General features: G+C 66.2%; 18 protein-coding genes and 1 tRNA gene. 11 read left to right on the top strand and 8 right to left on the bottom strand.

What is annotated here, in order from left to right:
• The first annotated feature begins 37 nt into the window (after positions 1–37).
• Positions 38–1717: a hypothetical protein gene (locus tag PPSIR1_RS20610; RefSeq protein WP_045116416.1), complete on the top strand. Its 1680-nt coding sequence runs from the start codon at positions 38–40 to the stop codon at positions 1715–1717.
• Positions 1718–1724: 7 nt separating this feature from the next.
• On the opposite strand, the gene PPSIR1_RS20605 is transcribed toward PPSIR1_RS20610, so the two are convergent.
• Positions 1725–2018 (bottom strand): hypothetical protein, encoded by a 294-nt coding sequence (locus PPSIR1_RS20605; RefSeq protein ID WP_006973079.1) that lies wholly within the window; start codon positions 2016–2018, stop codon positions 1725–1727.
• A gap of 242 nt (positions 2019–2260) precedes the next feature.
• Here PPSIR1_RS20605 and PPSIR1_RS20600 point away from each other — a divergent pair, with 242 nt between their 5' ends.
• The 3 genes from PPSIR1_RS20600 (at position 2261) to PPSIR1_RS20590 (ending at position 3843) form a co-directional block, all read left to right on the top strand.
• Positions 2261–2839, top strand: coding sequence for a hypothetical protein (locus PPSIR1_RS20600; protein WP_006973078.1), 579 nt, complete (start codon positions 2261–2263; stop codon positions 2837–2839).
• A gap of 226 nt (positions 2840–3065) precedes the next feature.
• Positions 3066–3617 (top strand): hypothetical protein, encoded by a 552-nt coding sequence (locus PPSIR1_RS20595; RefSeq protein ID WP_157595765.1) that lies wholly within the window; start codon positions 3066–3068, stop codon positions 3615–3617.
• A gap of 153 nt (positions 3618–3770) precedes the next feature.
• Positions 3771–3843 (top strand) — tRNA-Asn (locus tag PPSIR1_RS20590).
• Positions 3844–3965: 122 nt separating this feature from the next.
• Here PPSIR1_RS20590 and PPSIR1_RS43325 read toward each other — a convergent pair.
• Both PPSIR1_RS43325 and PPSIR1_RS20580 read right to left on the bottom strand, forming a co-directional pair.
• Entirely contained in the window at positions 3966–5075 is a 1110-nt protein-coding gene (locus PPSIR1_RS43325) for a tyrosine-type recombinase/integrase (protein ID WP_006973075.1), read from the bottom strand.
• Positions 5076–5264: 189 nt separating this feature from the next.
• Positions 5265–6125: a hypothetical protein gene (locus tag PPSIR1_RS20580; RefSeq protein WP_006973074.1), complete on the bottom strand. Its 861-nt coding sequence runs from the start codon at positions 6123–6125 to the stop codon at positions 5265–5267.
• A gap of 516 nt (positions 6126–6641) precedes the next feature.
• On the opposite strand from PPSIR1_RS20580, the gene PPSIR1_RS20575 reads away from it, so the two are divergent.
• The 3 genes from PPSIR1_RS20575 to PPSIR1_RS20565 all read left to right on the top strand — a co-directional run bounded on the left by PPSIR1_RS20575 (position 6642) and on the right by PPSIR1_RS20565 (position 9658).
• Entirely contained in the window at positions 6642–7775 is a 1134-nt protein-coding gene (locus tag PPSIR1_RS20575) for a hypothetical protein (protein WP_045116415.1), read from the top strand.
• A gap of 147 nt (positions 7776–7922) precedes the next feature.
• Complete coding sequence (locus tag PPSIR1_RS20570; protein WP_157595764.1) at positions 7923–8588, top strand: Do family serine endopeptidase; 666 nt, start codon at positions 7923–7925, stop codon at positions 8586–8588.
• Positions 8585–9658, top strand: coding sequence for a hypothetical protein (locus PPSIR1_RS20565; protein ID WP_006973071.1), 1074 nt, complete (start codon positions 8585–8587; stop codon positions 9656–9658). The genes PPSIR1_RS20570 and PPSIR1_RS20565 overlap by 4 nt, the downstream gene beginning before the upstream one ends.
• A 5-nt stretch (positions 9659–9663) precedes the next feature.
• Here PPSIR1_RS20565 and PPSIR1_RS20560 read toward each other — a convergent pair whose 3' ends face one another.
• Positions 9664–10134, bottom strand: coding sequence for an RNA polymerase sigma factor (locus PPSIR1_RS20560; RefSeq protein ID WP_157595763.1), 471 nt, complete (start codon positions 10132–10134; stop codon positions 9664–9666).
• A gap of 104 nt (positions 10135–10238) precedes the next feature.
• Between PPSIR1_RS20560 and PPSIR1_RS20555 the strand changes: the two genes are divergently transcribed.
• Positions 10239–11618, top strand: a complete 1380-nt coding sequence (locus tag PPSIR1_RS20555; protein WP_006973069.1) for a serine/threonine-protein kinase — start codon at positions 10239–10241, stop codon at positions 11616–11618.
• 12 nt (positions 11619–11630) lie between these two features.
• On the opposite strand, the gene PPSIR1_RS20550 is transcribed toward PPSIR1_RS20555, so the two are convergent.
• Positions 11631–12122, bottom strand: a complete 492-nt coding sequence (locus PPSIR1_RS20550; protein ID WP_086001536.1) for a hypothetical protein — start codon at positions 12120–12122, stop codon at positions 11631–11633.
• Between the two features lie 262 nt (positions 12123–12384).
• Here PPSIR1_RS20550 and PPSIR1_RS20545 point away from each other — a divergent pair, with 262 nt between their 5' ends.
• Positions 12385–12765, top strand: a complete 381-nt coding sequence (locus PPSIR1_RS20545) for a hypothetical protein (RefSeq protein ID WP_045116414.1) — start codon at positions 12385–12387, stop codon at positions 12763–12765.
• Positions 12762–13124 carry a helix-turn-helix domain-containing protein gene (locus PPSIR1_RS20540; protein ID WP_006973066.1) on the top strand — a complete coding sequence of 121 codons (363 nt, stop codon included), beginning with the start codon at positions 12762–12764 and terminating at the stop codon, positions 13122–13124. The genes PPSIR1_RS20545 and PPSIR1_RS20540 overlap by 4 nt, the downstream gene beginning before the upstream one ends.
• Before the next feature lie 143 nt (positions 13125–13267).
• Here the strand turns inward: PPSIR1_RS20540 and PPSIR1_RS20535 are convergent, their stop codons facing one another.
• Genes PPSIR1_RS20535 through PPSIR1_RS20525 form a run of 3 tightly spaced genes read right to left on the bottom strand, consistent with a single transcriptional unit; the run spans position 13268 to position 19403 of the window.
• Positions 13268–16291, bottom strand: coding sequence for a DEAD/DEAH box helicase family protein (locus PPSIR1_RS20535; RefSeq protein ID WP_006973065.1), 3024 nt, complete (start codon positions 16289–16291; stop codon positions 13268–13270).
• Positions 16288–18138 (bottom strand): phospholipase D family protein, encoded by a 1851-nt coding sequence (locus PPSIR1_RS20530; RefSeq protein ID WP_157595762.1) that lies wholly within the window; start codon positions 18136–18138, stop codon positions 16288–16290. Before PPSIR1_RS20530 ends, PPSIR1_RS20535 begins: the two co-directional genes overlap by 4 nt.
• Entirely contained in the window at positions 18135–19403 is a 1269-nt protein-coding gene (locus PPSIR1_RS20525) for a DUF6361 family protein (RefSeq protein WP_053335403.1), read from the bottom strand. The genes PPSIR1_RS20530 and PPSIR1_RS20525 overlap by 4 nt, the downstream gene beginning before the upstream one ends.
• 182 nt (positions 19404–19585) lie before the next feature.
• Here PPSIR1_RS20525 and PPSIR1_RS48105 point away from each other — a divergent pair, with 182 nt between their 5' ends.
• Positions 19586–23734: a hypothetical protein gene (locus PPSIR1_RS48105; RefSeq protein WP_157595761.1), complete on the top strand. Its 4149-nt coding sequence runs from the start codon at positions 19586–19588 to the stop codon at positions 23732–23734.
• Positions 23735–23757: the final 23 nt, after the last annotated feature.

Raw genomic sequence — 23757 nt, 5'->3', positions numbered from 1 at the left:
TCCCCCCAGACCCAAAAAATCTCTTATCGTGAGCGCCATGGTCTCGCCCCGCCTGCGCTCGCTGTCCCTGTTCGCGCCGCTTTGCCTGCTGGCCGGGTCGGCCCTGACGCTGAGCGCGTGCAACTCGGACCCCGTGACCGCCGTGAGCGAGGACGGCGAGCCCATCTACCCCGCCCTGGGCATCGACATCCTGAGCGTCGAGGCCAACCAGGGCACCGCCATCTACGTCGCCGAGGGCGACGCTTGGGTCGGCGGCAGCGGGCGCCTCGGCGCCCTGATCAAAGACCGCGACACCCTCGTGCGGGTCCACTACAGCGTCGACGAGGGCTTCGAGCCCCGCGAGATCGAGGGCCGGCTGCTGCTCCGCTACGAGGACGGCAGCACGGTCGTGCTCGACGATCGCCACTTCGTCGACGGCGACAGCACCCCGAACACCCTCGACGGCACCTTCTCCTTCGGCCTCGAGGCCGCCAAGGGCCACATCCAGCCCAACATGACCTTCAAGGTCGAGCTCGTCGAGATCGACGAGGGCCAGGCCGCCGCCAAGGCCAAGCTCGACGAGCACATCTGGGCCAGCCCCGCCGAGCCCAAGCTGCTCGGCATCCAGGGCGACCCGATGGAGCTCAAGATCGTGTTCGTGCCCTACCACCACCTCTACGAGGGCATCGACCGGACGACCGACACCTCGCCCGAGAACATGGCCCTCATCGTCGACCTGCTCATGGAGCTCAACCCCGTCAGCGAGGTCACCTGGGAGGTCCACGAGCCCATCTTGTGGGACAAGCCCATGGAGAACCTCGGCTCCGTGCTCGGCCCCCTCTCGGCCCTCCGCGACAACGAGCTGGCCTTCCCCAACGTCTACTACCACGCCCTGTTCCCCGTGCCCGAGGGCCACGTGGACTACGTCGGCGGCATCGCCCAGGTCCCCGGCGGCGGCCTGGGCGAGGGCAACGAGCGGGTCTCCGCCACGGCCATGGGCAACAACGTCAGGCGCGCCGCCGAGATCGTCGCCCACGAGGTCGGCCACAACGCGGGGCAGCTGCACGTGTTCTGCATGGCCGCCGTCGCCGAGAACACCGACCCCAACTACCCCTACGACGACGGCCGCATCGGGCACTGGGGCTTCGGCATCCGCAGCCTCGAGCTCTACGACCCCGACACCCACCGCGACTACATGAGCTACTGCGACCCCTCGTGGGTGTCGAGCTACAGCTGGGGCAAGAGCTTCGTCCGGGCCCAGCGCCTGACCAGCTGGGACTACGAGCTGCCCCAGGGCGAGCACTTCGGCGAGGACGAAGAGGGAGGCGGCGGCACCCCTGCGCCCTCCTCCCCGGACATGCAGCTGCTCGCGGACTACGACGAGCCGCTGCTGCTCGCCACCATCGGCCCGGACACCGAGGACTACTGGTGGGTCGGCCACGGCACCTTGCCCGAGGGCAGCGACCCCTACGCCGTCGACAACCGCCACTCCATCGAGCTGCGCGCTGGGGGCGAGCTCGTCGACGTGCTGCCCGCGGTCGTCCACTACACCAACGACTTCTCCATGGCCTGGCTCATCGCCGAGCTGCCCGAGGCCCTCGAAGATCTCGACGGCGTCGACACCATCGTCCGCGTCGACGACCTCGGCGAGGTCCACAGCCTCGACGCGAGCGTCGTCCACCTGAGCCAGCGCCCCGAGGGTCTCGGCCTCGCCGACGTCGCGCAGCTGGGCCGCTGAGCCCCCCTCATCCTCGGCACGCGCCCACGCGCACCGACAGCCCCGGCCGCGCGCGCGCCAGGCCGAAAAAGGCGACGCCCTCGGCCGTGCGGTAGGTTGGCTCGCTCGAGCAGCTGCGCCGCGCTCGGCTCCGAGCTTCGTCCGCTTTCGCGGGCGCCGAAGCTTCGGGCTCGGGCGCGACCCCCACCGGCTCGAGCTCTGGGGCCACGACTTCGTCGACGTTGTCGGCCTCGTCGGGCGCTCGAAGTTCCTCGCTCTCGGGCGCTTCGGGCTCGACGTGCGGGCCCCTCCCCGCCGCCACCAGACAGCGGACCGAGGACGACCACCGCGAGCCCGAGCGCCCCCGCCCCGCCGACGATCCGCAACCACCGACGGAGCCGCGCGACCGCCTCGGATCCAGGCGCAGACACGGGCCACCGCCGAGACCGGCACCGACCCGGACGAGGGCTGCAAGGGCGTCGACCTGTTCGTCGTCGACAACTCCGGCTCCATGGGCCGCGCCAGGAGGCCCTCGTCGAGAGCTACCCCAGCTTCATCGACGCCATGCAGGTGCAGCTCGCCCAGATGGGCGCGGAGTCGCTCCAGGTCATGGTCACCGACACAGACACCCGCGCGGTCCTGCCCCGCGATCCCCAGTGCGACATTCTGTGCTCCGACCGGTTCTTCATGGGCACCTGCGCCCTGACCCAGATCGACTGCACCTGCTACGGGCCCGAGTGCTTCGGCGAATGCATGCAAGACCTCACCGGGACCTGCGGCCCCAACGACGAGTTCAGCTGCGTCGACATGACCGGCTGCGACGACAGCTGCGAGTGCGAGCTCGTCTCGGGCATCATCCAGGACAAGGTCGGCAACGACCGCGGCATCACGGGCGATTCGCGCTTCATGGAGCCCGACCCGCCCGACCCCCACGGGATCTTCAGCTGCATCGCCGCCGTCGGGACCTCGGGGACCGGCGGCGAGCGACCGCTCGGCTCCATGCTCGCCGCCCTAGCCGACTCCAACAACCCAGACGGGGGCTGCAACGCGGGCTTCCTGCGCGACCTCAACCCGCCCCCCTGGATCGACGAGCTGCGCGCACCAAGGCCACCCCCGAGGAAGCCATCGTCGTCCCTGGCCTGATCAGCGACTACGGCCTCCCCGGCGCCACCTGCCTCACCGAAGACGGGGCCGAGGCCGCCCCCCGGCTGCAGAGCTTCGTCAACGGCATGGACCGCTCGATGACCGGCTCGATCTGCGCCGACAGCTACCGGGACTTCTTCGCCGAGGCCATCGACCTCATCGACCTCGCCTGCGAAGAGTTCACGCCGATCCCATGACCCGCACGCGCGCCTGCTACCGTCGACCCATGCGCGCCCTCCCCTGGGTCCTCGGCCTCGCAGCCCTCGCCTGCGCCTGCACCCCCAAACAAAGCGGGCCCGCGCTGTGGGCCAAGGCCTGCGACCGCGCCCTCGAGACCATCGACGACAAGACCCCCGAGCGCGTCGAGGAGTGCCGCGAGTCCATGGCCGCGCACCCACCGGGGATCGCCGACGACATCGCCCGCTGCCTCCTCGCCGGACCCGCGACCCGGACTCAAGCCGAAGAGAAGCGAGACTTCGACGCCTGCATCCGCCCCGAGACCCAGACCTACTTCGACCGGGTGATCGCCGCGAACGAGCAGCTCGGGACCCTCGGCCAGGCCCTGCGAGCCCAAGACGGCCCCGTCGACCACGGCCCCGACGGCCAGCTGCGCGCCCTCGAGGGCGTACCCGCCGAGCAGCTCGTCGACCCCTGGGGGCACCCGATCATCTATAGCGATGTCCCTGGAGAGGCGCAGCTTTGCATCGTCGGGCCCGACGGCAAGCACGGGACCGCGGACGACATCTGCGAGCAGCCCTTTGTCTACTTTCAGTTCTAGGAAACGCTTGGAGGCGCTGAGGCTCGCCGCTCTGCGGACTGAGCGCACCCGAAAATGAGCCTGACTGACACTGGTGTCGGGACTTCGGGCACGATGGGTTGAATTGATCTTGACGGGCCCCAGGAGGTCGGCTAGACCCCGTCTCCCAACCATTCCGGCATAGCTCAGTTGGTAGAGCAGTCGGCTGTTAACCGACTTGTCACAGGTTCGAGTCCTGTTGCCGGAGCTTCCAGGCGGGTAGCTAGACCTCTCTAGCTGCCCGTTTTCCGTTGGTTCCCCAAACGTGTGCTCCCATTGTGCTCCGCGCTCTTGGCGCGGATTCCGAGCCGTCCCTCGAGCCAGCCGAAGCTAGTCGAGCAGACGGTCGATCATGCCCCCGTGCCCCTCCGGGCTCAGGTGCGCGTACCGCATCGTCATCGTGATGTCGGCGTGCCCGAGCCACCCCTGGACGATCCGGATCGGCACTCCCGCGAGCACCGCATGCGACGCGAAGGTGTGCCGCAGCACGTGCGGGGTGATGCGCCGCTCGATCCCCGCGGCCTCGGCCGCGCGGGTCAACGCTCGGCCGATCGTGTTGTGGGCCAACGGCCGACCGTCCGACTGGGCGAAGACCAGCGTGTCCGGCTTGCGCCGGCGAGGGCCTCGACGAACCGCGAGCGCCTCCCGGATGTCCCGGGCCAGCGGCACGCTCCGACCTTTGCCGGACTTGGGTGTGCCGATCCCCGCGTTGGTGACGGCTTGCTCGACGCGGACTCGCCCGCCCTCGAGGTCGACGTCCCGCCACCGAAGCCCGCGCAGCTCCCCGAGCCTCAGCCCGGTTCGCAGACCCAAGAGCACCAGCGATCGCCACTGCTCCTCGGCCCCGACGAGCAGGGCCCGGGCCTCGTCCTTGCTCAAGAAGTCCGTGCGCGCCGGCTTCTTGGGCGTGGGGATCTCCGGGATCCGATCGAGCAGCTCCCACCGCCGGGCGACGTTCAGCAACCGCTTGAGCACGATCAGGTGATTGGAGATCGTGCTGGTGCTCAGGCCGTCGGCGTGCTTGCGGGTGATGTAGCGATCGATGTCGCGGGCCCGGATCTCGTCGAGGCGGAGCTCGCCGAAGGCCGGGATGAGGTGGTTGTCCAGAGTGCGCCGCTTCTCGCGGAGCTCGCCGGGCTTGTTCGGGCCTTTGCGCGAGGCCCCGGGGCTGGCTTGGAAAGCCAGGAACTCCGGGGCGAAGTCCTCGAGCGTCGGCGCGCTCCGAATGTGTTGCGTTCGCTTGTCCTTCCCGCGCGCACCCGGGAAAAGCTTGTCCCGGAGCTCGCGTTCAAAGGCCTCGGCGCCACGGCGCGTGTTGACCGGCGAGACTCGCCGGATCTCCTTGCGCTTGCCGTCGGGGCCCGTGTGCTTGATGTGGACCATCCACTTGGTTCGGACGCGGCCGTCTTTGCCGGTCCATCGCTTCTTGTAGACGCTCATCCTGTTGTCCTTTCGGAGTTGGGACGGCGCGCCGTTGGGCGAGACCAAGCTAGCACCGAGGTCGGGGTGCCTCAACGTCGGGCTGGCATGGAAGCAAACGCAGCCCTCGAGCGTCGCGCCGCCAAGCGGGGGTGTTCGGTTGGAGGAGCGCCGCGCAGGCCTACGAGGAGCAGGCCACCACGGCGCTCATCAGGGGTCGATGAAGAGATCCCAGCGTGCGACGAAGACCAGGCCTGTCTTGGGATCGCGGTCCAGCGCCCGAAGCGTCACGTCGCCGCGCATGCTGCCCTCGCTGAACACGATCTGCTGGTGCAGCCCCTTGGACCCGACGAGTTCGAAGCGGACCATCTCGCGGTCGACGTGAAACTCGATGTCGTCGGTGATGTAGGGCATCACGAGGTCGTAAGGGGTCCCGGGGTAGACGTCGTAGGTCTTCTTCGTCGAGTGGCTCGGCTTCAAGGTCGCCGCGGGGCGGCCATACTTGCCGTAATTCTCGATGCCGTTGGGCTTGGGCCGCGCGGCCAGGATGATCACCCCTCGAGGGACCTCGACCATCTCGCCAAAGCGAAAGCCGTGGCCAGCGTGGGCCCCGAGGTGGGCCGAGTACAGAGCGGGCTCGGAGATCCGGGCGCGGATCACCGTGTCTTCGACGGTGCGGACCTTCGCGGTGAGGATCTCCTCGCGCACGCTGGGGTAACCCGGCACGGGCTCCGACTTCACGCCGAAGAGGATGACGTCCTCCTGCGTCAGGTTGTCGAGGATCTCGTCCTTGGGCGGCGCGTAGCCGCCGAAGGCGTCGATGAACTTCTGCTTCACGTCGTCGGGGAGCGTGTTGCGGTCCATGAAGCCTCCCCGCGGGCGAACCTCGTCCGGCGTGACTGGCTCGGTGACGCCGTCATCATCGTGGTCGTTGGGGAGCTCTTCTGGGTCAACCTCGGTCTCTTGCTTCTTTTCGCCCCAACGCCGGTAGAGCCAGTAGGCTCCGCCGCCGATCAGGGCACTCGCCGCGAGGGTCGCCGCGACGATGCCCATGGTCTTCATCGCCGTCATCCGGGCCTCCCATGGGGGCGCGAAGCGCTCGACGCCTGCTCGTACCGCATGAGGTGAGCCTGACTCAGGTCCGGCTGATCGTCGACTGATTTAAATGACAATTGTTCGAGGCCCCCCTCGGGTCGAGTCGATGGGTTGGAACCATGCAAATGTGCCCGCTTTTGGTTCCTCCAAAATAGACTCACGAGAGGCTCGGACGAGTCTCAACAGGGGCTCGGGAGAGGCTCAACCGCGTCCTAGCCGAGTACCAACCGCGTCTCAAACGAGGCTCGCAGATGGCTCGAGCGCGCTCTAAACGCGACTGGCTCAAGGCTCGATCTCGTGGTTCACAACGCGTCAGAACTGACGCGAGACAAGCGATACGAAAAACCACTTGCCGACTCTCCCATGTCGAATTATCCACCGATAGGAGGCTCGAAGAACATGGCAGGTGAAAAGAAGAATGTAGACACCATTCCTGTGGCGTGGGTCAATGGTCTCCAGTCACATGATGAAGAGCTCGCTATCGTACGGCTGATGTGCAAGCGAGGCGGAGGTGCCCACCGGGTCATGCTCGAGAACCCGGAGGAGTACAGCTTCGGCGACGACCCACTCGCTGCTGGAGCAACAGAGTTCCCAGGCGCGAGCGTCGAGTGGAAGCTCCCCGACCTCGCCATCGACCCCGCGGAGCGGCGGCTCGAGGTTTCGGTGATCGTCGAGGATCTGTGGAAGGTCGCCGCGGCGTGGACGACGACCCGAACCGACGGCGAGTGGTGCGACTTCCGGCTCGTTGGTTACGACGTCTATGGCGAGCAGGTCATCGCCGTCGGGCGCCGGCTCGTCCTCGTGGACCAGACGGAGGACTCGACCTATCCCAAAATTCCCGTGGACCCACCCCGAGTCGAGCAGCCGAGCGTGCGCGTCGAGCCTCCCCGACCGCGGGTCGAGCCGCGCTCACGGCGAGAGCCCAACCGCGAGGCCGAGTGGTACGAACGGCAGCGGGCAGACGCGAAGATCGACGCGCACCTCGATCGGCTCGCGGCCGCGAACGAGGCGATGCTCGACCACGTCTCGCGCGCCCTCGACATGGCGACGAGCTCGATCGCCGCCGCGCCCGACCTCGTCCGCGGCGCGCGCGAGATCATGCGAGAGAGCATCAACGAGCAGCGCGAGATGTTCGACCGCTACCGAGACCTTCAGGATGGGAAGTCACGGGTCCAAGAGCAGGTCGTCCGAGAAGAGCACAAGACCAAGCGGCGAGAGCAAGTCGTAGGGCTGTTCCACGAGGTCGCGAAGATCGGTGCCGCTCTGGCCGGGCCCGTCATCCAAGAAGGGGCGCGGATCTACCTCAACCCCGAGGCCCGGCTGATCACGCAGTACGACCGAGCTCAGCAGGCGATCGGCTTCATCGCCCACAGCCTCAAGACACCGACGCTGCTGAAGATTTTCCAGGGGAAGCGCGACCAGGTGTCAGCCTTCTTGACGGTGCTGAACACCGCGATGATCACCGAGAACGAGCGGGAGGCCCTGCTCGAGCTCGACCCCATCTTGCCCGTGTTGCGCAGCGAGGCCTTCGAGGAGGCCGTGAGCACCCAGCTCCGCTACGCGGCGACCTACATCATGGGCCGCATCGCGTTCTATCAGATCCCCTACTACGCCGAAGGGGCGTGACCCAGTCTCGGGGCCAACTCCGTTGGCGAGGGCCCCATCTACAAGGCGGGCAGCACCGGCTGACTCTCATTACTTTCACTCAGCAGACCGGCTGATCCGCCCGGAGTCGGCCTTGACCACCTGGAGCCAGCGCGTGAGCCTCTCGCCATGAGAACGCTCCGTACAGTTTTGCCGCTCGCGCTCCTGCTGTTGTTCCCGGCTTGCAAGAGCAACGAGGACTTCTGCGCCGAAGTCTGCCTTCCTGGTGAAGACGTCTACGTCTGTGGTGGGCAGACCACCAACAACCGGATTTGCTCTGTCAGCTCTGCCGCCGCGACCGCCCAGTGCGGCGAGCTCGGGGTCGTCGGTCAGTACTCCTGCGGCTCGGGCAACGACGAGGCCGGAGAAGAAGGAGGCGACGACGAGGCCGGCTCTTCCCAGGAGGAACAGCCCGAGGAGGAGGGCGGGGCCTCCCAGCCCAGCTGGGCCCCGGATGACTTTATCTGGTACGACCGCGACGCGGGCACCACGGTCGTCGCTCGTGAGCTGATCGACATCATCGCCGCCGATGGCGGCATCATCGCGGTAAACGACTCAACCTCCATGGTGCCCCTCGAAGGCGGCTACTTCCGGCTCGATTCGGTGGGCCGGGACGACTTGGCCTATCATCTGGGCTTCATGGAGGGCGACATCATCCGTTCCGCGAACGGCATCGACCTCTCCTCCGCCGCGGACTACATGCTCGCCATCGGTGCCCTCGCCGCGAAGTCCAAGCTCTCGATCGTCGTGACCCGAGCCGGCGCGGCCAAGACCATCCTCATCCGCATCGAATGAAGCGCATCGCCCGACTCTCGCTGACCGCGACCGTGCTCTCGTGCGGGTGTACCGACTTCCCGGAGATCGAGTACCGCACGGCGCGAGCGGAGATCGGGACAACCCTCGACGACCCCCTCTGCCAGGGAGACCTCGATGCGATCGACGCGCAGATCGAGGCCATCGAGGCGCGGACGGGCGTGCAACACGACGGACCCGTCCGCATCTACCTCTACGGAACGCCCGAAGAGCTCCCCTGCGACGTCTCGCCCTTTGGCTGCTACATGCCTCGCCAGGACGCGGTCGCTACGACTGCGACCGCCCTGGACCACGAGCTCGTGCACGCGGTGTTGCGGAACCGAGACTTCAGCCGGCTGTTTTGGAGTGAGGGTCTCGCCGAGGGCCTCAAGGGGCAAGGGACGCTGCTGAACACCTCGGGCGATGTGCTCGCTAGCTACGACGCGGACGAGAGCTCGAAGCTCGACTACCGGGCTGCTGGCCACTTCATGCGCTGGTTGGTCGAGACCCGCGGCCTGTCCGCGATGCAGGACTTCATCGCGGGGGAGTCTTTCGAGTCTGCGTTCGGTGGGCCGCTGCAAGAGCTCGCCGATGAGCATGACGCCTCAGCCCCCTACGCCTACCCCGACTGGGAGCCTTGCTCGGGACCCGAGCTGGCGAGCTCCGGGGAGGAGAGCTGGCGCGAGAGCGTGACGGCGAGCTGTAGCGACCCAGAGACCGAGCGTCTGACCGTGGGCGTGCCGACAGTGACCCGCATCGTCACGCTCGAAGGAGGAGCCTACGAGGTTTCCATGAGTGGTGGCGTGGGCCTGTGGATCCGTGGCTGTCTCGACAAGGCCCTCCAAGACGAGCTTCCCAGCTATAACGAGGACGGCTCGGTGATCTACTACTGGAACGGCGACGTCTTCAACGAGGCTCAGTTCTCCCACACGGGGTTGTTCTCGTTCTTTCCTTCGGAAAGGGTGCACGAGCTCGAGCTCACCCCAGGTCGCTATGAAGTTGCGATTGAGGCTGGGGCTGATGATCCTGCGACGGTGAATTGGCGGAGCCTGGAAACGACAGTAGTCCCCTGACTTGGTCATCGGCCTGCGCTCAAGCCCAGCTCTTCACGCAGACACCCCATCGCCCGAAACAGCTGGCCTCGCACCGCGGCGTCGGTCAGCGACATCTGCCGAGCAATATCAACGGGCCGCAGACCCTCGAAGTAGCGCATCTCGAGCAGCGCGCGGTGCATGGTCTGTAGCCGCTGCATCGCGCTCACGACCTCCTGAAAGACCCGCTCGCGCCTGGCAAGCGTGCTCGGGTTCGAGGCACCCCCAAGAAGATCAGACCACAGCGGCCCAACCGGCATCTTCTTCGCCTTGTGATAGCGAGCGATCACGCGGTCCGAGATCATCACCGTGATGACCGCCCGCGCGCCCGCGGTCTCCAAGCCCTTGGGCGGTCGCTCCAGCAGCTCACGGAAGACATCCTGGACGATATCCTCGGCGTGCTGCGCCCCTCCCCGAGCCCGCGCCCGACCCAGCGCCCACGCGTAGTGCTCGAGCACGAAGGGGGTCGTCGCCTTGGGATCTCGGCTCGCCAGGAGCTCGCGCAGGGACCTTTTCTCAGCCATCGTGGGACCGTGGTCGTTTACCATGGCTGCACGGATCGATGGAAGGAGACCGGATACCCGTCCCGAAGGACTGCTCGGAAGCCGAGCTCCGGGCGTACGCCGAGCGCGTTGGCTATCCCTTCGAGAAGCTCTGGGAAGATGTGCACGCCGACGCCGGCGCAGACGTGCTGTCTGTCGTCGCAGCCTTCGGCCTCAACGAGCTGTGGGCCTCCCTCGGCATGCGCGAGAACGTCCACGAGGTCGTTGTTGGAGGGCGTTTCCGGCTGATCCGCCGGGTTGGAGCGGGAAGCTACGGGACCGTCTACGAAGCCGAGGACGTCGAACTCGGCCGCAAAGTCGCGGTCAAGGTGATGCCCATCGAGGATCCCGATATCGCAGACCGTGAGGGCAAGGCGCTCGCGGCGGTCAATCACCCAAGCATCGTGAAGATATTCGATCACGGTCGGGCAGATGACTATCGCTGGCTCGTGCTGGAGTTCCTCGATGGCCCCACCTTGGACCGCTGGTGTGAGGGCAAAGGGACGCGCGAAATCCTGTCGCGCTACCGAGAGGCTGGAGAAGGCTTGGCTGCCGCGCACCGCCAGGGCCTGATCCACCGCGACTTCAAGCCCGGCAACGTGATGATCACAGCCGAGGGCCACGCCGTGGTGACGGACTTTGGCTTGGCGAGGAACCTCGAGTCGCTCAACGATCGAGCCCCCGAAGAGAGCACGCTGATGGGCTCGGGGACCTTGGGCTTTTTGTCGAGGGAACGGCTCCAGGGCGCGCCCGGTGACGAGCGCAGCGACCAGTTCGCGTTCTGCGTGTCGCTGTGGTGGACGCTGACGGGCTCGCACCCCTTCGATGTTGGCGGCGAGCTCCGCGACTACTTCGACGCCATGGGCGGACCGCCGAGGGGTGGACGCACGCTCCCTCGTCGTCTGCGGCGCGTGCTCGAGAGAGGCCTCGCTCCGCTGCCCGGAGACCGTTGGCCCAGCATGGCGCGCCTGCTCGAGGAGCTCGGCGACGCCACGTCGAGGCGTCGCGCGTGGTGGCTTGGCGCCGTCCTCTTCCTGCTCGGTAGCGGCACCCTCATCAGCTGGAACGCGAGGGTTCTCTTCGAGTCCGCCCCTTTCGAGATCCAGATGTCCCTCGTCGACGAGATGAGCCTCGAGGCGCTCGAGGCCATCGAGGACGACGACCACGCCGCGATCGTCCAAGCGCTCTCGATGGGCTACCCCGCCGCGATGCGTGAGGGTCGAGCAGATGACTTCATACGCGTCTCCTGGCTCGCCGCCACCACCCTCCAAGATGCAGGGAACGACTTCGACGCCGAGTTCGCTTGGGCGATGACGGGCCGACTGGCTCGCCAAGCCCAACTCTCCGAGCTCGAGGACTACGCCTGGCGGCAAGTTCGAAAACTCAGCCCCCACTTATGAGGAAGTCGCCGCTCAGGGGATCTCCATCCCCTCGAAACAGGTAACGGTGCCGTCCTCGTTGCAGACCCCATCATCGCACCACAGCAGCGTCCCGCCGCAGTCCGACCCCGGCCAGCAGACCGCTCCGATGCAGCAGATGTTCTGAGCGGTGCTGGTGTTGTCGGTGTAGCCGTCGGGGAGCTCCTGGCAGATCTCCGGGACGGAGCACGCGCTCTCGAGGGGGATGTAGGCGACGACCAGCTGCTGCGTGGGCTCGTAGACCTCGCCGTAGCGGGCGTGGAACGGCACGGAGCCCTGTGGGCAGGCCGTCGAGCCCTTGAGCCGCACCTGGCCCGCCGGATCCAAGCAGACGGCGGCGTTTAGCAGCGGCGCGTTGGGGCCGGTGTACTCGCAGACCTTCGAGCTGTCGCACAGATCGCGGTATTCCGCGTCCGCTGCTGCCGGCGCCAAGGCGAGCACTAGACCCGTCGCAGCGGCGGCGATGAGGGTGATTTTGTTCGTCATGGGTGGAATTTTACCCGGGGGCGTCTTTGCCCTCGCCGTACGCGCTGAGACGGCGCCGGCGCTCGTTTGCCGGAAGATCTGCGGCCATCGATGAGGCATAGCTTCCGGGTAGAGCCCGGAGCCAGGTGTACGCACGCACAGCTCATCCCTGCCGGCTGCTCGCCAGAAAACTCGAGAAACCTGCGAACGGATCACGAAGGCTCGAGGGGAGCCTGCCAGCAAGCCTTCACGGCCAGCAGCAGGTTTCGCAATGCCCTCAGCAATGACTCTCGCCGAGACGGCGCATCGGTGCGCCCTCATCCAAGTTGTTCGTCAGTCACCCACTCTCGGCCTGGACCAGTTGTTGCGGCTCGCCAGTGAAGGCCAACACGCCGCAACCCTCTCCTCGATCTGCGTGGGCGAGCTCGTCGTGGGTAGCGAGCATGCGTTGCCCGAACCGCTCGCTGCCGAGCCGCTCGAGAAGTCCATGTTGCGGGTGTTCCAGGCCAGCCCAGAGCGTCGCTTTCCCGCGTCGACCATCACCCGCCATCTTGGGCTGCGCCGCTGGACCACGTTGAAGGTCCTCGGTCCGCTGATGGCCGAGGGCAAGATTCAGCGAGCTGGGCGGACCTCGAGCACTCGATACTGGCTGGCGTCGTCGTGAGCGAGCGGATGTGTGACGAGTACGACATCGACGGCGCTCGCTTTGGCCGGCATGTTCGAGGGCTGCGCCGGGCTCGTGGACTGACGCAGGAGGGGCTCGCAGAGCGGGCGGATCTCTCGGCGGACACGATCCGTCGACTGGAGAACGGCGGGTTCTCGCCGAGCTTGGTGACGCTGGTGAAGTTGACGCGGGGGTTGGAGCTGCGGCTGTCTACGCTGATCGCCAGCTATGAGATGTGGTTGCTGCCGGCGGAGCGGGAGCTGGCGGACCTGCTCGTTGGGCGGGAGGAGGAGAAGGTGCGGTTGGCGTTGGAGGTCTTGAGGGTGTTGTTCGCCTTCGAATGGCCGGAGAAGAAGTAGCCACAGATCGCGCGAAGGCCGGTCGAGACGAGGGGCTGTATGACGAGATTTCGACGTGAGGTCTACCGTGGCGGTTGATCTTGGCCAAGCCCCAAAGTGGCGCTCGTACTGCGCTGGCCTTCGCGGCCACGAGGCCTCGAGACTCAATATCCATCGAAGAAGGGCGACAGCCCCAACGCCAAACGCCGCACCACTTCCGGCTCATTGACCCCCTTGCGCCGCAACACCTCGAGAAGGTCCTCTTGATTGGGCTGCCCCAACGCTAGCCGATACAACAACCGCTGCTCTTTCAGCCATGCCAGCTTGCGAACCTGCGCGCTGGTCGGCATCTCAAGCACCCATCGCTCGATCTCGGCGCCCTCGCAGACCCACCAGGGCGCCATGCCGGAGTCATCCTCGGTTGTCTCTTCCGCGATCCTCTCGACGTGTCGCCACGGGCTAGCGCCATCCTGATCGAAGGCCCGCTCGCCCAGGCGCTGGGCGAGCGCCCGTCGGACCGACAGCCCCCCATAGCGCTGAATCCGGCCCTCGCGTTGCTCGAGATCGACGGGGTTGCCGCACAGGTCCCAGTGCAAGAGCGCCCTGCACCACACATGGAAGTCCAACCCCTCTTGACCCACGGACGTGGTGGCGAGGACGTGGGGCCAAAAAGGAGTATTGAAGGCCTTACGCAGGGTATCGGGGCGGAAGGACTTGCTGTCGGCCTCCAATCCACCAGAGACGCCGACGGAGGCAGCTCGCGCGTCGGTAAAGGGGAGCACGGTGTGGCAGCGGAAGTTGACGGCGCGCCTGCTACGGCGGGTAGGATGGCTCAGGCCAAATACACTGGTGCGTAGGGCGAGGCCATCGTCCAACTCGCCAAGGAGGCCGTCTTCTTTCACCCCGCGCAGCCGACCGGTGATCCAGAAGTGCTCGTCGAGGACAGCCTCGAGGTTTCCGTCGACCACCGCCTTGCGGATCGCTACCGGGTAGTCGCGCTCGTCAGAGTCGCGCAAGGCCGCGGCGAAGATCTGACTGTCGAGGTAGCGACGCATGCCGACCCAGCAGCTGCGAAGGACGGCCTCGTAGAAGGTGCCCCAGTCCACGTCTTCGTCGGGCATCCAGTGGCGGCGAAGGGCGCGGCCGACGACGACGCCGGGTGAGGACAGCGCGAATTCGGCCAGCGCGTCGAGCTCGCGGGGGTCGACCGACTTCAGCTCGACGATCTCGTCGGACCAGGTGCTGACCAGGGACGCGAGGCCGGCATCTGAGCTCCGGCGCCTGACCTTGCGGGCGAGGTCGAGCCACATCTGCTCGAGGTCGGCCCAACTGTCCAGGCGCTGGTCCAGAGCTCCGAGCACGATGTGTGTAGGGCGGAGTCGGCCGGGCCGCACAGGGATCTCGAGCCTGGCCAACAAGCTCCGCACCTGATCGCGCATCCCATCGCGCAGTGTGTTGACCGAGCTGCGATCGGCTCGCAAGGGATCAGTGTGCTCGATCAACGCGGGCGAGGGATGAAACAATGCCAGGAGCGCGGCGCGCTCCGCCGAGGCCTGGAGCAGCCGCTGTCGCGTGACCCGGGTGTAGTCGCGCTCGGTGCCCTGGAACAGCCGCTGCTCCACCCCATAGCTGAGCAGCGCGCCAAGGGTCTGCGGGACGGCGCGGAAGTGACTGAACACGAGCAGCTTCTCGACTGAGCCTCCAGACCACCCACCACCGAGGCGCCACCACGGCAGCGACGGGCTGACCCACGGCAGCGCGAGCTTCTTCGTGGGCCGCAGCTGCTCGAGCGCGCGCAAGCGCGGGTGAGGCCACTGGTCCGGACGCGCCCACTCGTTGCGGTTCGTCCGGGTCAGCGTGGGCACCCCCTTGGCGGACACGGGCTTGGCGTCCTCCCACACCTTGTAGCGACGCATCGTCTGCATGGGCAGCGGAATGGACGCCCAATAGTGGACGGCGCTGGTTCGATGGCGGGGGTCGAGGCTGTTGGACAAGTGCTTGAACACCTGAAGGTCCTCCGCGATCAACGGCGCTTCGTGGGGGGTCGTCTTGTAGTCGACCCAGCCATGCTCGTGCGACGCCCGCTCCGTTCGGCACATGATCGGCCTGAGCGTGTCCTGTACCTCGCCTCGGGCTTCGAGCGCATGCGGCGAGTCGAGCTCTCCCCGACGCATGACGTCGGACAGGCGGACGAAGGCCTTCTCGCACTTCATCCGGGTGCGCTTGGCGGTGGGCCCCGTCCCGTACAGAAACTGGATCAGGTCGAAGAATTCGCGGTGGTGCGACGCCCCCGTCGCATCTTCCCAACGCCGGGAGAAGAGGCGGTAGGGAGTGGCAGAGAGCAGCAGGAGGCCAGCGCGTGACTTCAGGTCCTCTCCGCGCAGACGCTTGATGATGCGCGCGGCTGCGTCGTCATCCTGGTCCTGGAGGAGGTCCCGGAAACGCTGGAACTCGTCGAAGATGATCAGGTCGGGGCCCACGTCATCGATCGCGCTGGCCGCGAGCGCGTTACGCAGGCGCGCGATGAGCTCGAGCTCAGGGTGCTTCTCAGTGTCTTGCAGTCGGCGAAAGGCCACTCGGACACGCTGGCCTGACCGAAGGCCGAACTCGCGGCGTACGGATTGGCGGAAGGTCTGTCGAAGTCGCGCGTTCTTTCGTACCACCGCCATCTGGCTGCGAACGATGGCGTGCCAATGCTTGGCGGCTCGGCGCTGGAACACATCCCGCTTCCAGTCCTTGAACACGGCGGGCCACAGCTGCTTGACCAGAGCGTGGATCAACGCCCGCTCGCTCTGTCGCCCGTCGCGTCGACGTCCCTTCCGCATGGGGATGGACGTGTCGGGCGTGAGGCTGAACAGGCGCAGGCGCTCGTGCTGTGGCAACTGCCCTGCTGGCATGAGCGAGAGACGATCGATCTCGCAGGCTGCGCCCGCGCGGTCATCAGGCTCGAGCACCTCGAGCAAGCGATCACGATTTTGGCTGGCGATGGCCAGATTGCTGCAGACGTAGAACACCACCAAGGGCTTGGTGCGTCCCTCCATCATGGACTTGATCACATGTTGCGCGACGATGGTCTTGCCCAACCCAACCTCGTCCGCGACCAGGAAGCGCCGCGAGCCCTTCGCGTCTCGTAAGGCGCGCACCACGGTTTCGATGGTCCGTAGCTGAAACGGCTTGGCGTCGATCACGAGCCCGCCCCTAGCTCAGCCCGGAGGAGCTGCCACGTCGACCAAAACGCGTCGAGCATGTCATCGTCCTTGGTGCGGGGCTCGTCTGGACCTCGGTCCTGGCGGTCTCGGTTGCGCATGATCTCGAAGTAGGCGGAGACGCGTCGGTCCACCGCGTGGATGCGCTCGGGATCCCGCGACCACGCTCGCAGCACATCCTCGAGCGTGGGGGCCCACCAGATCGGGCTGGCGTCGGTCACATCGTGTGTGGAGGCGGTGCGCCGCTCGTCTTGCCAGTCGTCATCTTGGCCGTCGAGCTCCTGCTCGTTGAGCAGCGCACGCAACCAGGCCAACAAGGTGCGGGCGTCGAGAAAGCGCGCGATGGCCAGGCGATCGCGTTCCTTGCCGGGGGGATCGGGGAGGGGTGCTCGCTGGATCCACTGGGTCTCGTAGCTGCCGAGCCGTAGACGCACGACCACCAACTCAGTCGTGAAGGCGGGGTCGATGCTTGGTAGCTGAAGAGGGTCGAGCCCACGCGGCCAAGGGATGCGAGGTCCGGTGAGGAGTCCGACCTCGAGTTCGATCGTCGCCTCGTTGGACGGGTGGGGTGCTCCGTGAAGGAGCGGTCCATCCTCACCGAGGGTCTGGGTCACCGCCCAGGTGCTGGCGACCTCGTGACGCGCGTCCTCGAGGGCGGCCTCTTCGGGCGCTGGGGGTTCGTGTGGCGGAATGTCGGCGAGCGATACGGTCACCGCATGGTCAGCGATCCACTGCTCGAGCTCTTTCGCCAGCTCGTCCCCGATGCCCAGCTCGGCCACCACCTCCGAGTTTTGCCCGCTCCAGGCGCGGTTGCTCGCGTTCGCGCTGCCCATCCACAGGGCGGTGCCGGCCGCGTGTTCGGCGAGGATGAGTTTGGCATGGAGCCCTCGCAACCCAAGGTCCTCATCGTCGTCCTCGGACTGTGCGTCAGCCTCGCTCTCATCGGCGACCAGCTTGATGTCCGTGGGCTCGAGCTCAGGCGCGTCGAGATGCAACAGCTCCGCATAGCCCCGCAGGGGTTCTTGTGCCTGCGCCGTGATCGTCGAGAGCTCCGGCAGCGTGGACAGCAGCACCCGGTGTGTGCTCGCGTCGCCCCAGCCCCCAAGCCGACGCACGAGCCCGCCGGCGAGAAAAGGGCTGACCACATGCAACCTGGTGAGCCCTTCCGGCGCGGGCGGTAACGAGCGCTCCTCCCCCGGGAGGTTGAACGAGAGCCATCGGACCTCGACGTCGCGGGGGCTCTCCCAGGCGATCTGCTCAAACTCATCTGGAGGGATGTCGAGCTCGAGGCCGGTCTGGGAGAACAGCTTCTCGATCATGTCCCCGACACCGGGGATGCGTCCCGAGGAGGGGTCCGTGTTTGGAAGGCGCGGTCGGCCCCTCAGGGTCAGCCCGCTGTCGAACGCGATCGTGCGCGTCAAATTGCGGCTGCCAATCCACACCCGCCACTCCACGCCCTCGGGTCCCGGCTTCGACGGCACCATACGCGCCACGGCGATCTTCGCGTGCCACGCCTGCACCCCCTCGTGGAGCTTGGCTTCACGCAGGAACTGATCGAGCACCCCGAGGATCTTGCGGCTCACGTTGGGGGTGGGGAGTCGGCCCGCTTGCAACACGAAGCACACGCGACCGCGCAGATCCTCCAGGGCCTGGGCCACCGACACCTTGCTACCGCTGCCTTGATGGTCATCGAGCCCAGCCAAAGCCAGCAGGGAGGCCATGACCGCCACGAGGTCGGCAGAGTAGGAGGCGAACGCGGCTCGGTCCACCTGCCAGCCGGGCTCAGGCCGGATCGCTTCGAGAAAGGGGACACCTGACCAGCGCTTCATCCTGCTCCATTGAGGTCGGTCAGCATCCTGTGAACGCGATACCAGCGGTAGCCGATCGGACGCGCAGGTGGGTGTTTTTCGGCCTCCCACTCGGCTCGCCGTTGGCGGGCGGTGAGTGTTCGGGGCAGGCGCGCCCGCTGTCGCTTGCGGCGCAGCTCCGCGGTGGCGTAGACCTCTTCGAGGTCACTCAGGGCCCGCTTGCTTCCCTGTAACCAGGCCTTGGTCTCGCGCAGCACCTCGAGGATCCTCGACCCCGCAAGCGCTGGCTCGTCGTCGAGGACGGCCGGGATGTCCAGCGCGATAGCCGGTCGGCTGTAGCGGGCCAAGACCTTGTCGAGTTGTTCCCGATGCAGCTCCGGAGTGGGCAGCCCGTCGACGTTGACACGCAACGTCTCCGTCAGCGCTGCATAGATCGCCCGTCCGATGGCGGAAAAAGCCGCAACCTGCTCGGCACGAACCAGCGCCGCAGCGTCATCTGCGTCAGCCACGCGGCGGACATTCTCGGACCACAGTAGGTCGCTCTCATCAACTTCAAGACGTTGGTCCGCCATTCGGGCCAAGAGCGTCTGCCGCCCGTCTACCCGTCGCTCGACTGTCATCCACTGCCGTCGAACGAACTCACGCTCTGCGTTGGGGAGGATGAAGGTCAGCGCCGAGGCCGGCTTGAACCACTCCTTGGGCGGCGATGGAACGCCAACAAAGAGCGAAGTCTCTGGGTCGAGCGGGTCGTGATCGTCGTCGCGCAGATTTGTGGACGGACGACGCAGCCCGAGGTGTCGATGCAGCCGCCCACGATTTGGCGGCTCCTGGCCCGGCGGCGCGTGGACGATCTGCCAGCGAGTCAGAGCGTTCCAGTACACCATCGACGCCGGCTGAGACACGGGACGGGGAAAGGTGCGGCCGCCGATGATGCCCTCCTCTTTGCTCTTCTTCAGACGTGCGACGAGCCTCAGCTCCTCTTGCTGAACACGCTCTGCAATTTGCGTGCGCGCTCCAGACTCGGCGATGCGCTGGTAGATCCACGGGATGAACAGCGTGTAGCGCAGCCGCGTTTGCAGCACGCTCGTGCCGGGGAAGAAGCGGTTGGCGTAGGCCTGGTGGAGGCGGAGGAATCCGATTTCATCGCGGACGCCTTGTTGGTCTTCGTTGAGGCTTCTCTCAGCGTGCCGGAGGGCTGCGCGGGACAGTAGTGTCCAACCGAGGGTGGGCTCCACGACGGTCAGGTTAGCATCGCAGGGTCTCGCCATGCTGGCGATTTGGTTCACTCGCAAATGATCTTGGTAGCTGCGGCTACGGACTCCGGTGCACCAGGCGTCGTCGTCGCTCGACCGATGTAGCCGACGAGTCGAAGTCATCTCCTAGAAGCCACCGCGAGCGACGTGCGGCGCTCACACTGTTTGTGAGCGACGCGAATTGATCTGGCGAGGATGGAGTAGGCTTGACGGTGGTGTCTGATCACACCGAAGCACAGTCTATCAACACGCGGATCCGTGCCGCGTATCGCGACCTTCGCGAGGCAAGGCGAGAGTGTGGCGGCTACGTGTTTGGGATCGAGCACGGCGAAGATGTCGACGAATTGAGTGAAGCCCTGAGGCGTCGGTTCGAGACCCGGGACGGAGTCGACACTCTGGATCGCTGGCTCTGGATCGCTGCGAGTTCCGAGGCCGCCCTCGAGACCGAGGCTGTATGGGCGAAGTTGGAGGAGTGGCTTGACGCAAAGCTCAGGCCCGAACACCGTCGACAGATCGAGGGTTTCTTCAAGTCGGCTGCGCAAATCCCGACCAGCGGGGACACGAGTAGGGCGAACACGAACTTCTTGCGGGCGCCACCGGCCTTCGGTGGTGAGCCGCTCATGCGTGTTTTCCCTGCCGCGGTCGTTCCTGCGGCGAAAATGAGGGAGGCCAACGACCTGTGTGATCGAGGATCGCTTGCAGTGGCCTGGTGCAGCGGAGTGACACTTGAGGAACGGTGGGCAGCGGTAGCGAAAGCGTTGGAGCAGTTCGGTGAGGAGCGGGCCGATCGCACGTCAGCGCTCGGACAGGCGCGCCGTCGTTGGTCCTCAGGGATCGCTGCGGGGACTTCTGGAGTCCCAGTCCTGGGGCTCATTGCTTTGTTGGTGCATGGGATCCTGACTGACGAAGATCTCCTCGCCGAAACGGCGCTCCTACAACAGGTTGAGCAGACACTAATTGCGAGCGCGCGAGCGCGCGTGGTCGAAGCCGTCAACAAGGCGCGATCTGGCAACCGCGCCTCGCATGAGCGACGCGTACGCGCGCCGCTGGTGTTGCTGCCGGCCGTGAAGAGCGGGGTGTGTCACGGCAAGTACGCGCTCGCTCTCGACCTCGGTGATTTCTACTCAAAAGGTACATTGAGGACGCTCCTACGGGGACTCGTGTCGATGCGCTGGGAGGCCAATGGTGTTCCAGTGTCCGACATGCTCCTGCGTGAACAACTGCTCAAGCGACGCGAGATCGGCCGACGACGCGCCTGTATCCTCAGCGGTCTTCCGGCGGAGGAGGCGAAACTTGAAGCCCGTGTCACGCTGGTAGAGGGGAACTCCGAACGTCGCCGGGAGCTATTCGAAGAGCATGTCGCGGGGGTGCTCCCGGCCTCGGGCGATTTCCGTCGGCTCAAGTGGCTCAAGGAGAGGCCCGGGGGCGACGGATTCACCGTGCGCGGTTCCGCGGTGGGTGCGACTCACGAGGTCGTGCCTGCCTCTGCGAGCGACTCGCGTCCCGTGGTCGGAGAGCTTTCATTGTTTGGTGCATCCCCGTGCTGGATTGTCGAACGTGTGCTCCGGGTGAACGCCGACGAGGACCGCGACCTTCAGCCTCGCTTGCTTGGCGAGGTCCACGAACTGGTAGCACTCGACGACCGAACCTGGCGCGCGATCGTCCCGCTACGGCCCGCCGCTCTGTGGTGCGCTGCGCCCAAGAAGGGAGGACCCTGGACGGCCCAGTTGTGTCGGTCAGACGGGAAGGTGCTGGGGGGACTCACGGGAGTTCAGGACTCCGCTGAGGTAGAACTCCGCGGGGAGATCCCTTGGGATGCCCGACTCGAATTCTCCCACGACAAAGACCGGCGGGGGCTGGAACTCAGGCTCGACGAGAATGCAGCCGCGACCATGCGTGGGGTCGTAGTATCACACAGCGCGTTCCAGATCTGGCGATCGGAGTTGCTGGGTGAAGGGCTGCCGCCTCTAGGCGCTCGTCCACCGGCGGTTCCGCTCTCGCTGGAAGTACGTGCTTCGCCCAGCGGCGATGTGCGGATCCAGGTCCGAGTTCGGGTATGGCGAGGTACCGTCGACTCAGAGTTGGAGTTCGAGGTCGAAGAGTGCACATGGGAGGTCGATGGCGCCGACCGGACCCGCATTGTCTTTGTTGACCGCGTCAAGTTGTCGTCCATGGTGGCTGCCGCGTCGCGGCGGCTGGAGAATGCGGGCGTGAAGGCGTGGAGCGGCACCGTGGAGGTCCGCATCGGGGACGCGCAATGGAGCGAGGCGTCAACCTTCGAAATAATAGATGGGGGCACGCCGAGTTGGCGAGCGCGGCGTGTCAGCGGAACGACGGTGAGCGTTGGCGGGGAGGGCACAAGGCTCTGTCAATGCCCTTGGGACCCTCGTGACGACGCTGATGAGGGGTTCCGCAGCGTTCAGTTGCAGGCCCCGTTCCAAAGCGGCGGGTTCATGGGTGTAGGCGGGGGCTTAGACCCCGATCAACTCGTAGCACCGATGGGGGCGGTGGTTGGAGCTACTTCCATGGTGAATGGCGACCGACATCGGCTCGAACTGTTGACGCCGGCTCTGTGCTTTGTCGCTGGAGCACGTCGCAGTGAGGGTCACTGGTTTGCGATCGAGGCAGGGTACAAACGGCGGGCGGCAGGTCCGTTGCTCCGTAGCGCGGCTCTGTTAGAGCGCGCCCGCAGCCTCGACGAGGCTGACGAGGCGGTGCGGCGGAAGGCCAGCGTCCTCGCCAGGTCCGCGCTGCTTGAGCGCCTGATCAACGACCTTCAGGAGTCATTGCGCGAGGAAGCCACGGGGCGCCAGGACGCATCACTCGGCCTCCCCAGTATGGCTTCGGTTCGGCCGTTGCGAGACCGCTGGTACGAGTGCTGCAGGTCGGCCGGCTGGATCCTCGGGAACGGCTGGCCGGACGAGCCAACTCGCTGGGCGCTGTTGAAGTTGGTCGTGAGCCCTGGCGCGTTCCTGCTTCCGTTCCGAATGCTAACGCTGACCCACACGGGGGATATCTCGTTGGATCCGCTCTTGGTCCTACAAGAGGCGCTCGGCATCGGCGACGTTTGGGCGAACACAGAGGGGAGGTCTCAGGGGAGCCTCGTCGGGGCTCGCGAACGAACGCTCCAGCTGCTCCAAGCCGCTCGCCAGGTCACGGCCGAGGTTAGCGACAATGCATGGGAGCGCGTGGATGCTCTGCTCAACAACACTGAAGAACTCGACGCGGTCGACGTTGTCGACGTTGCATCGACGCGAACTCAGGTCCGCATGGCACTTGTACAGGATCCGAGAGCATCCAAACGCGAGCGCGACAAGGGGGTCGGGGTCACCGAGGGGTCGGGGTCACGTCTCCGCTGGAAGGCGTTTGCTATGCGTTGGCTAGACGCGGTCGGGGAGTGCGACAGGAGCGGAATCGACGCGGCTGTTCGAGGGGCGCTGTCGACTGAGGACATGGAGGGTGTGGATGCTAGCGAGAGGCACGCAGAACTCCGACGCAGCGGGGACGTGCGTGGTGGTTCGTCGATCGGGGTGACACCGCCGCGCGTCATCTCACTGGCCGGGGAGGACCCCGCTCCTTTCGGTCTCGTGGGGCGATGCCCCCGTGAATTCCGCCCGAGTTCCTCGCGGAAGGCACCCAACGTGCGTGTCTGCGGTCCACGGGTCCTCGTCCCGCTGAGTAGTGAAGATCAACAGCGGCTAGAGTTGGCGGTTTCAGCCATGGGTGGTCGCACAATCAAGCGCCTCGTGGAGTTCCCGTGGAGGAACGCGCCGGTCGACCTGCCGAATGGTCCCCAGGCTGTAGTCGAACGGGCGGTGGCACTCCTCAATGAGGGTGGGAACGCACACCTACGGCAGCTTGTTTCCACCGCGGAACTTCCCCAGGGGCTCTTCGTCTGTCGCGCTGACGAGGAATTGCCTCGGCTCTGGAAGGCGCCGCGGCACTACGGGGGGGAGGAGTGGGTACTGTACCGTGGCACGTGGCCGCCCGGGAAAGGCACCGTCGGGCTCAGCCTCGCACGATCCTCCGAGGGGGAGAAGCGAATCCTCGAGAAAGCGCTTGGGCTCGCCCCTAGGGAAGACTGTCCATCGCTGGCTGAGAGGGAACTGGGGGGGCTCCTCCTCGATGCTCTTCGGGCGCACTGTACCCGTTCCCCACGGAAGATCGAGATAAGGCGGTGCCGTCTGGGAGATGATCTCTATGAACTCCGTCTGGGCCAGGCGGCGCCTACTTGGCTGCGGGATGCGGCGACGACCTTCGTCCAAGCCGACGGAAGCCGGTTCAAAGGGCACCAGAAAGCCCAAATGCTTCGCGATCAGCTCAACGACTGCGCCGGGTGGGTGCGAGCTCACCTGGTGCGCTGACGATCCTCCGGTACGCCGACGCA

It is taken from the genome of Plesiocystis pacifica SIR-1 (assembly GCF_000170895.1).
In the GTDB taxonomy this organism is placed as follows: Bacteria; Myxococcota_A; Polyangia; order Nannocystales; family Nannocystaceae; genus Plesiocystis; species Plesiocystis pacifica.
The sequence above is the reverse complement of the archived record's forward strand: the minus strand, read 5'-3'. Positions and strand labels throughout refer to the sequence as shown.

Excerpts from the sequence above, each read along its gene's own strand:
- PPSIR1_RS20610 (WP_045116416.1), top strand. The coding sequence starts at position 38 with ATGGTCTCGCCCCGCCTGCGCTCGCTGTCCCTGTTCGCGCCGCTTTGC.
- PPSIR1_RS20570 (WP_157595764.1), top strand. The coding sequence starts at position 7,923 with ATGAGAACGCTCCGTACAGTTTTGCCGCTCGCGCTCCTGCTGTTGTTC.
- PPSIR1_RS20575 (WP_045116415.1), top strand. The coding sequence starts at position 6,642 with ATGTGCAAGCGAGGCGGAGGTGCCCACCGGGTCATGCTCGAGAACCCG.
- PPSIR1_RS20545 (WP_045116414.1), top strand. The coding sequence starts at position 12,385 with ATGACTCTCGCCGAGACGGCGCATCGGTGCGCCCTCATCCAAGTTGTT.
- PPSIR1_RS20550 (WP_086001536.1), bottom strand. The coding sequence starts at position 12,122 with ATGACGAACAAAATCACCCTCATCGCCGCCGCTGCGACGGGTCTAGTG.
- PPSIR1_RS20555 (WP_006973069.1), top strand. The coding sequence starts at position 10,239 with ATGGAAGGAGACCGGATACCCGTCCCGAAGGACTGCTCGGAAGCCGAG.
- PPSIR1_RS20580 (WP_006973074.1), bottom strand. The coding sequence starts at position 6,125 with ATGACGGCGATGAAGACCATGGGCATCGTCGCGGCGACCCTCGCGGCG.
- PPSIR1_RS20600 (WP_006973078.1), top strand. The coding sequence starts at position 2,261 with ATGCAGGTGCAGCTCGCCCAGATGGGCGCGGAGTCGCTCCAGGTCATG.
- PPSIR1_RS20565 (WP_006973071.1), top strand. The coding sequence starts at position 8,585 with ATGAAGCGCATCGCCCGACTCTCGCTGACCGCGACCGTGCTCTCGTGC.
- PPSIR1_RS43325 (WP_006973075.1), bottom strand. The coding sequence starts at position 5,075 with ATGAGCGTCTACAAGAAGCGATGGACCGGCAAAGACGGCCGCGTCCGA.
- PPSIR1_RS20530 (WP_157595762.1), bottom strand. The coding sequence starts at position 18,138 with ATGAAGCGCTGGTCAGGTGTCCCCTTTCTCGAAGCGATCCGGCCTGAG.
- PPSIR1_RS20595 (WP_157595765.1), top strand. The coding sequence starts at position 3,066 with ATGCGCGCCCTCCCCTGGGTCCTCGGCCTCGCAGCCCTCGCCTGCGCC.